This is a genomic window from Pseudomonas sp. ok272 (genome assembly GCF_900109995.1).
Classification (GTDB): domain Bacteria; phylum Pseudomonadota; class Gammaproteobacteria; order Pseudomonadales; family Pseudomonadaceae; genus Aquipseudomonas.
Map to the genome: position 1 here is coordinate 1 of NZ_FOCB01000011.1, position 6,902 is coordinate 6,902.

General features: G+C 65.1%; 4 protein-coding genes and 1 pseudogene. 4 read left to right on the plus strand and 1 reads right to left on the minus strand.

Features of this window, described 5'->3' with window-relative positions:
- A pseudogene (locus BMW74_RS16265) lies at positions 1 to 429 on the plus strand (hypothetical protein); the annotation flags it as partial.
- A 30-nt stretch (positions 430 to 459) separates the two neighbouring features.
- Here BMW74_RS16265 and BMW74_RS25750 read toward each other — a convergent pair.
- Positions 460 to 1,110, minus strand: a complete 651-nt coding sequence (locus BMW74_RS25750; RefSeq protein WP_371911759.1) for an EexN family lipoprotein — start codon at positions 1,108 to 1,110, stop codon at positions 460 to 462.
- 192 nt (positions 1,111 to 1,302) lie between these two features.
- On the opposite strand from BMW74_RS25750, the gene BMW74_RS16270 reads away from it, so the two are divergent.
- Genes BMW74_RS16270 through BMW74_RS16280 form a run of 3 tightly spaced genes read left to right on the plus strand, consistent with a single transcriptional unit; the run spans position 1,303 to position 6,802 of the window.
- Positions 1,303 to 2,547 carry an exonuclease SbcCD subunit D C-terminal domain-containing protein gene (locus BMW74_RS16270; RefSeq protein WP_093423266.1) on the plus strand — a complete coding sequence of 415 codons (1,245 nt, stop codon included), beginning with the start codon at positions 1,303 to 1,305 and terminating at the stop codon, positions 2,545 to 2,547.
- Positions 2,544 to 6,185 carry an AAA family ATPase gene (locus BMW74_RS16275; RefSeq protein ID WP_093423269.1) on the plus strand — a complete coding sequence of 1,214 codons (3,642 nt, stop codon included), beginning with the start codon at positions 2,544 to 2,546 and terminating at the stop codon, positions 6,183 to 6,185. Before BMW74_RS16270 ends, BMW74_RS16275 begins: the two co-directional genes overlap by 4 nt.
- Positions 6,182 to 6,802 carry a glutathione S-transferase gene (locus BMW74_RS16280; RefSeq protein ID WP_093423272.1) on the plus strand — a complete coding sequence of 207 codons (621 nt, stop codon included), beginning with the start codon at positions 6,182 to 6,184 and terminating at the stop codon, positions 6,800 to 6,802. Before BMW74_RS16275 ends, BMW74_RS16280 begins: the two co-directional genes overlap by 4 nt.
- The last annotated feature ends 100 nt before the right edge of the window (positions 6,803 to 6,902 follow it).

Sequence of the window (6,902 nt, forward strand, 5' to 3'; positions counted from 1 at the left end):
GGCTACATGGAGTACGAGGTCAACGACCTCAAGTCGATCCAGGACCCCCTCGACCTGCAAGGCCCCGACGACCCACCCCACGAAGGCCTGCACACCTTCTACAACGCCCGGGCGCGCATGCACCAAGAAATCCGCGACGGCCAGCGCGATTGGTTGTCGGGGTTCTTCTGGTACCTGTACCACGTCATGACCTTCTGGACCCTGCCCAACCGCCTGGTCGAATGGGAGATCCGCCAGATCAAGGCCATGGGCCACAAAGCCCTGCCCGAGGTCATGCGCCAATGGTCCGAACCCCTGCCCAAAGACCAATGGGCCAAGCCCAGCGCCGAGTTGCTGCGCATGAGCGAACAGGTACGCGCCCTGCACAAGCGTCAGCCGCGGCGGCCGATTACCGAGGTGTTTGCCGAGGTGTATCGGCACAAGCGCTGACGCCTGCGCGCAGATTGCCTGGCGCGCTCCTTAATCTCGCTGAGGGTTTGGGGTAGCCGAGGGAGGAGACGATGGGCGTGATACATCCGTGGGGTGGGGTCCTACTATGTGAGATAGCCGTGCACCGACTATCGGTCTCAGTGAGCCAAATTTTTGGAACTGACTCGTCTCTGCTCTGGCAGCCTTCAGGCAGGTGTGATCAATTGTAAGATCCTCCCGTATCATACGATGCTGGCACTCCCGAAGTTTGACTCGTCGTGCATGGCGATGGTTCTCATACCAGTCAATGGTCTTGAGATCCTCGGGCGTGTCTCGGGCGATGGCCAGCGCGCGCTCCTCTTCACGCTTGCGCTCTTCAGCCATCCAGATCGAATAGGCCTCCCGTGCGTTGTCGCACCGTTCGGTAGACGGCCAGTACGCGGAACGTTTACAGGCCTCCTGGGTTTCATGCATTTGCGTAGGGTTGTCGGCATACCACCGAGACGTTGGCGGCGGGCCATCGCATGCGGCCAACAGACACGCCACGACCGCTACGAGGGATAACTTGGAATACAGCGCTACGCGCGTTGACACGCCCACTGATGGTTCAGCCACAGAATCAGACATAACGCTACTTTCACGGATTAAGGGGCGGCGACTTTGGCGCGTCAGTTCAAACAAAGCTGCAGAAGACGTCAACATCCTCCGTAGGAAAGGTCTGTTTTTTGCCAGCGCAGGGCCACTGCGCGTTTCCCGTCACTGGCGAGCAGGACGGCGCAGCGCGGGGGGCGCCCCTACTTTTCGCGGGCAAGATCGCTATTTGCCAGTAAACTCCCAGCCTTTCGCCGCGTGCGTCGTCACTGCGGCAAGACCTTTTTTCTCAGGGAGCGCGCCTTGCGTCTGTTTCACACCTCCGACTGGCACCTTGGGCAGAACCTGCATGGCCAGGAACGCGACTTCGAGCATGGCTGTTTCCTCGACTGGCTGCTGCGTCAATTGGGGCAGGAACAGCCCGACGTGCTGCTGATTGCCGGCGACATCTTCGACACGGTCAACCCGCCGGTCAAAGCCCAGGAACGGCTCTACGACTTCATCGTCAGCGCCCATGAGCAACAACCCACGCTGACCATCGTGATGATTGCCGGCAACCACGACTCCGGCTCGCGGATCGAGTTGCCCGCGCCGTTGATGCGCCGCCTGCGCACCCATGCCCTGGGCCGGGTGCTGTGGCTCGACGATGGGCAGTTGGACGCCGACCGCCTGCTGATCCCGCTGCCCGATGCCTCGGGCGCCATTGCCGGCTGGTGCCTGGCGCTGCCGTTCCTGCGCCCGGCCGAAGTCACCGGGGCGCACTTGGGTGATCACTACCTACGCGGCATCGGCCAGGTCCACGAATGGCTGATCGCGGCCGCCAATGCCAAGCGCACGCCCGGCCAGGCGCTGATTGCCATCAGCCACGCCCACATGGCTGGCGGCTCGGTGTCCGAGGACTCCGAGCGCAGCCTGATCATCGGCAACGCCGAGGCGCTGCCTGCCAGCCTGTTCGGCCCGAGCATCAGCTACGTTGCCCTCGGCCACCTGCACAAGCCGCAGAAGGTCAACGGCGAGGAGCGCATTCGCTATTGCGGCTCGCCGATCCCGCTGTCGTTCTCCGAGATCAGCTATCAGCACCAGATTCTCGACGTCACCCTGGACGGTGAAACCCTGGTCAGCGTCGAACCGCGCCTGATCCCCCGCGCCGTCAACCTGCAGCGCCTGGGCCCGGCGCCGCTGGCCGAGATACTCGGGCAACTGGCCGAGCTGCCGAACATCGACTTGCTGGCCGAGACCCAGCGCCAGCCCTGGCTGGAAGTGCGCGTGCGCCTGGACGAACCCCAGCCGGACCTGCGCCAGCAGATCGAAACCGCCCTGCAAGGCAAGGCCGTGCGCCTGGTGCGCATCGCCGCCGAGTACGCCGGCACCGGTGGTTCGGATGGCAGCGACGACAGCGGCCAATTGATCGAACTCGACCAACTCAGCCCCCAAGAGCTGTTCAGCCGCGCCTGGCATGACGCCTACGCCAGCGAGGTCGATGAACAGACCCTCAGTGACTTTGCCCAACTGGTGCAAGACGTTCAGCAGGAGAGCGAACAGCCATGAAGATCCTCGCCATCCGCCTGAAGAACCTCGCCTCCCTGGCCGGTCCCTTTGACATCGACTTCACCGCCGAGCCCCTGGCCAGCGCCGGCCTGTTCGCCATCACCGGCCCGACGGGCGCCGGCAAAAGCACCTTGCTCGATGCCTTGTGCCTGGCGCTGTTTGGCGCCGTGCCGCGCCTGAACAACACCGGACGCGATGCCAAGGTGCCGGACGCCGATGGCGAGATTGCTACTGGCGATCCGCGCACGCTGCTGCGCCGAGGCACCGGCGAGGGCTTTGCCGAGGTGGACTTCCTCGGCATCGACGGCCGCCGCTACCGGGCCCGCTGGGAAGCCAATCGCGCCCGCGAGAAAGCCAACGGCAAGCTGCAAGCCAGCCGCCAGAGCCTGCGCGACCTGGACACCGATCAACTGCTGGCCAGCCAGAAAGGCGAGTACAAGACCCAGCTCGAAGCCGTGCTGGGGCTCAACTTCGAACAGTTCACCCGGGCGGTGATGCTGGCCCAGAGCGAGTTCAGTGCCTTCCTCAAGGCCGATGACAACGACCGCAGCGAGCTGCTGGAGAAGCTCACCGATACCGCGCTCTACACCCGCCTGGGCAAGCGCGCCTTCGACAAGGCCAAGCAGACCCGCGAAGCCCACAAGCTGTTGCAGGACCAGGCCAGCGGCATCATTGCCCTGGAGCCTGAAGCCCGCGCCGAACTCGACCAGCGTTGCCTCGAAGCCCAGCAACAACTCAAGGCCCAGCAGGCGCAACTCAAGCAGTTGGAACAGCAGCACACCTGGCTCAAGGAGCTGGGCCACCTGCAGGACCAGCATCAGGCGAGCGCCGAACAACTGCATCAGGCCCAGCAGGCGTGGGAGGCTCTGGCCTTTGAACGCCTGAACCTGGTGCGCCTGGAACACCTGGCGCCGCAACGTCATCAGTTTGCCCGCCAGGCCGAACTCAACGCGCAGCTCACGCCCCTGGCCGCGTCGATCCAGCAGCACAGCGCACAACACGATGAGCTGCAACAACGCCAATCCCAACTGCAACAGCGCCTCACCGCCGCCCAAGCGGCGCTGGCCGAGGCGCAGGAGCAACACGGCCGCAACGCCCCGCTGCTGCGCCGGGCCTTCGAAGAACACAGCAACCTCGCACGCCTGACCCAGGCCCTGGGCACTGCCGCCGAACAGCGCGACCACGCCGAACAGGCCAGCCACCAAGGTCAACAGGCCATTGCGCAGTTGCACGCGCAACAGCAACGGGTGGCCGAACGCCTGGCCGAAATCGCCACGCAACTAGAGCACAGCCTGCACCTGGCCCCCGTCAGCGATGCCTGGCACCTGCACCGCGAACGTTTGCAGCAACTGATGCTGGTGGGCAATCGCCTCAAGCACGGCCAGGCCGAACTGCTCGCACTGGAGCAGCGTGCCGCCGACAGCACCCAGCAACTCCAGGAACAGCGCCAGCAACTGGAGCTGTTGTACCGCGAAGCCGGCGCCGAACCCCAGGCGGTGGCCGAACAGATCCAACTGCTCGGCGGCCTGTTGCAGGACAATCGCAAACAGCTGCGGGCCATCGAAGAACTGATGCGGCTGTGGGCCCAGCAGCAGGAACTCGACAGCCGTGGGCAAGCGCTGCAACAACGCCTGCTCAGCGCCCAGGTCGAGCGCGAGCGCCTGACCGGCGAAGGGGTGCAGGCCAAGGCCGAACTGGCGGTGGCCGAGCAGACGCTTGACGTCACGCGGCAATTGTTGGAGCGCCAGCGCCTGGCCCGCAGTGCCAGCGTCGAAGAGCTGCGCACGCAACTGCAAGACGACCAGCCGTGCCCGGTCTGTGGCAGCGTCGAGCATCCCTACCATCAGCCCGAGGCGTTGCTGCACAGCCTGGGGCGGTTTGATGAAAGCGAACAGGCCAGCGCCCAGCACGCGGTCGACCGTCTCAAGGAAAAACTCGCCGAACTGCGCGGCGAGGTGGTCGGGGTCATCGCCCAGCAGAAGGACCTGTTGCAGCAGCAAGAGCAGCTCATCCTCCAACAGCAGGCCCTGGCGCCAAGCCTGGCCGCCCACCCGCTGGCCGCCCCGTTACTGGCGCAAGACCCCGGCAAGCGCGACGCCTGGCTGACCCAGCAAAGCGCCCAATTGAGCCAACGCATCGCCCAGGACGAACAACGGCAAAGCGCCCTGCTCACCCTGCAACAGGACGCCGCCCGCCTGACGCAACAGCTCCAGGCCGTCGAACAGGCCAGCCAGCAGGCCAGCCAACAACTGGCGCTCCAGCAACGGGAACTGGCGAACGACCGCCAGCGCCTGGAAGACGAACTCAAGGCTTACGCCGCGCTGCTGCCGGCGCCGATCCTGGAAGGCTTGCGCGTCGATCCGGCCAACACCTTCATCCAGCTCGACCAGCAAGTGACGCAGCGCCTGGCGCACCTCGACCTGCAACGCGAGGAACTCGCCGAGCAGCAACAGCGCCAACAAACCCTGGACAAGGAACAGGACCGCCAGCTCACCCGTGCCCAGCAACTCGACGCCGCGCAACAGCACTTCAACGCCCTGGCCGAGCAACAGCACGCGGCCCGCGACACCCTCGCCCAACTGCTGGGCGAGCACGCGAGCCCCGAGCAATGGCAGCAGCAACTCGACCTCGCGGTGGACCAGGCGCGCCAGGCCCAAGCCACTGCTGACCAACAGTTGCAGGAGGCGCGCAGCCAGTTGATCCAACTCGCCGCCGAGTTGAAGGCCGAGCAGCAACGCCAGCAAGCGCTGGACGCGGAACAGCGGGAATTGAGCGACAAGATCGCCGAGTGGCGCGCGTTGCACCCTGAGCTGGACGACGCCGGCCTGGCGCAACTGCTGGGGATCAGCGATGCACAGGTCAGCCAACTGCGCGAGCACCTGCAGCACAGCGATAAAGCCGTCGAGCAAGCCAAGGTGCTGCTGCAGGAACGTGAACAACGCCTGCACGCCCATCAAGCGCAGCACAACGGCAACCTGGAGCCCGAGGCATTGGCGCAGGCCTTGCTCGACGTCCAGCAGCAGGCGAACGTCAGTGAACAGCGGTGTGCCGAACTGCGTGCGCAACAGGTCGAGGACCAGCGCCGCCAGGACGCCAACCAGGCGCTGGCGCAACGCATCAGTGCCGCCTACCGCGAGTGGCAACGCTGGGCACGCCTCGACGCCTTGATCGGCTCTGCCTCCGGCGACAAATTCCGCAAGATCGCCCAGGCCTACAACCTTGACCTGCTGGTGCACCATGCCAACGTCCAGTTGCGCCAACTGGTGCGCCGCTACCGCCTCAAGCGCGGCGGCAGCATGCTTGGCCTGCTGGTGATGGACACCGAGATGGGCGACGAATTGCGCTCGGTACACTCGCTGTCCGGCGGCGAGACGTTCCTGGTGTCGCTGGCGCTCGCCCTGGGGTTGGCGTCGATGGCGTCCAGCACGTTGAAGATCGAATCGCTGTTCATCGACGAAGGCTTTGGCAGCCTCGACCCCGAGTCGCTGCAACTGGCGATGGACGCCCTCGACGGACTCCAGGCCCAGGGCCGCAAGGTCGGGGTGATCTCCCACGTGCAGGAGATGCACGAGCGCATCCCGGTGCAGATCCAGGTCCGGCGCCAGGGCAACGGCCTGAGCACCCTGGAGGTGAAATGAACACCCTGTATTCGTTCCGCCGCTGCCCCTACGCCATGCGCGCCCGCATGGCCCTGCGCTACAGCGCGGTGCCCGTGCAGATCGTGGAAGTCAGCCTCAAGGCCAAGCCCGCCGACATGCTCGCGCTGTCGGCCAAGGGCACGGTGCCGGTGCTCAACGCTGACGGGCAGGTGATAGATGAGAGCCTGCAGATCATCGACTGGGCGCTGGCGCAGAACGACCCCCAGGATTGGCGGCTCAAGGACGACCCCGCGGCACAGTCACTGGCTGCGGCGCTGATCGAGGAGAACGACCAGGTGTTCAAGGTGCACTTGAACCACTACAAATACGCCGAGCGCTACCCGCAGTTCCCGATGCCCCACTACCGCGCCGAGGGCGAAGTGTTTCTGCGCCGCCTCGATGGCTTGCTCCAGCAGCAGCGCTACCTGCTGGCCGACCACCCGAGCCTGGCGGATATCGCCCTGATGCCCTTCATCCGCCAGTTCGCCCACGTCGACCGCGATTGGTTCGGGCAGACACCGTATCAGCACCTGCAAGGATGGCTCGACGGGATGATCGAATCGGCGTTGTTCACACAGATCATGGCCAAGCAACCGGACTCTCACCCGTACGGATAAGCCTTGGTGGGAGCCTTGGTGGGAGCGAGCCTGCTCGCGAAAGCAATGGCTCAGCCTACATCGATACCGAATGTGCTGGCCTCTTCGCGAGCAGGCTCGC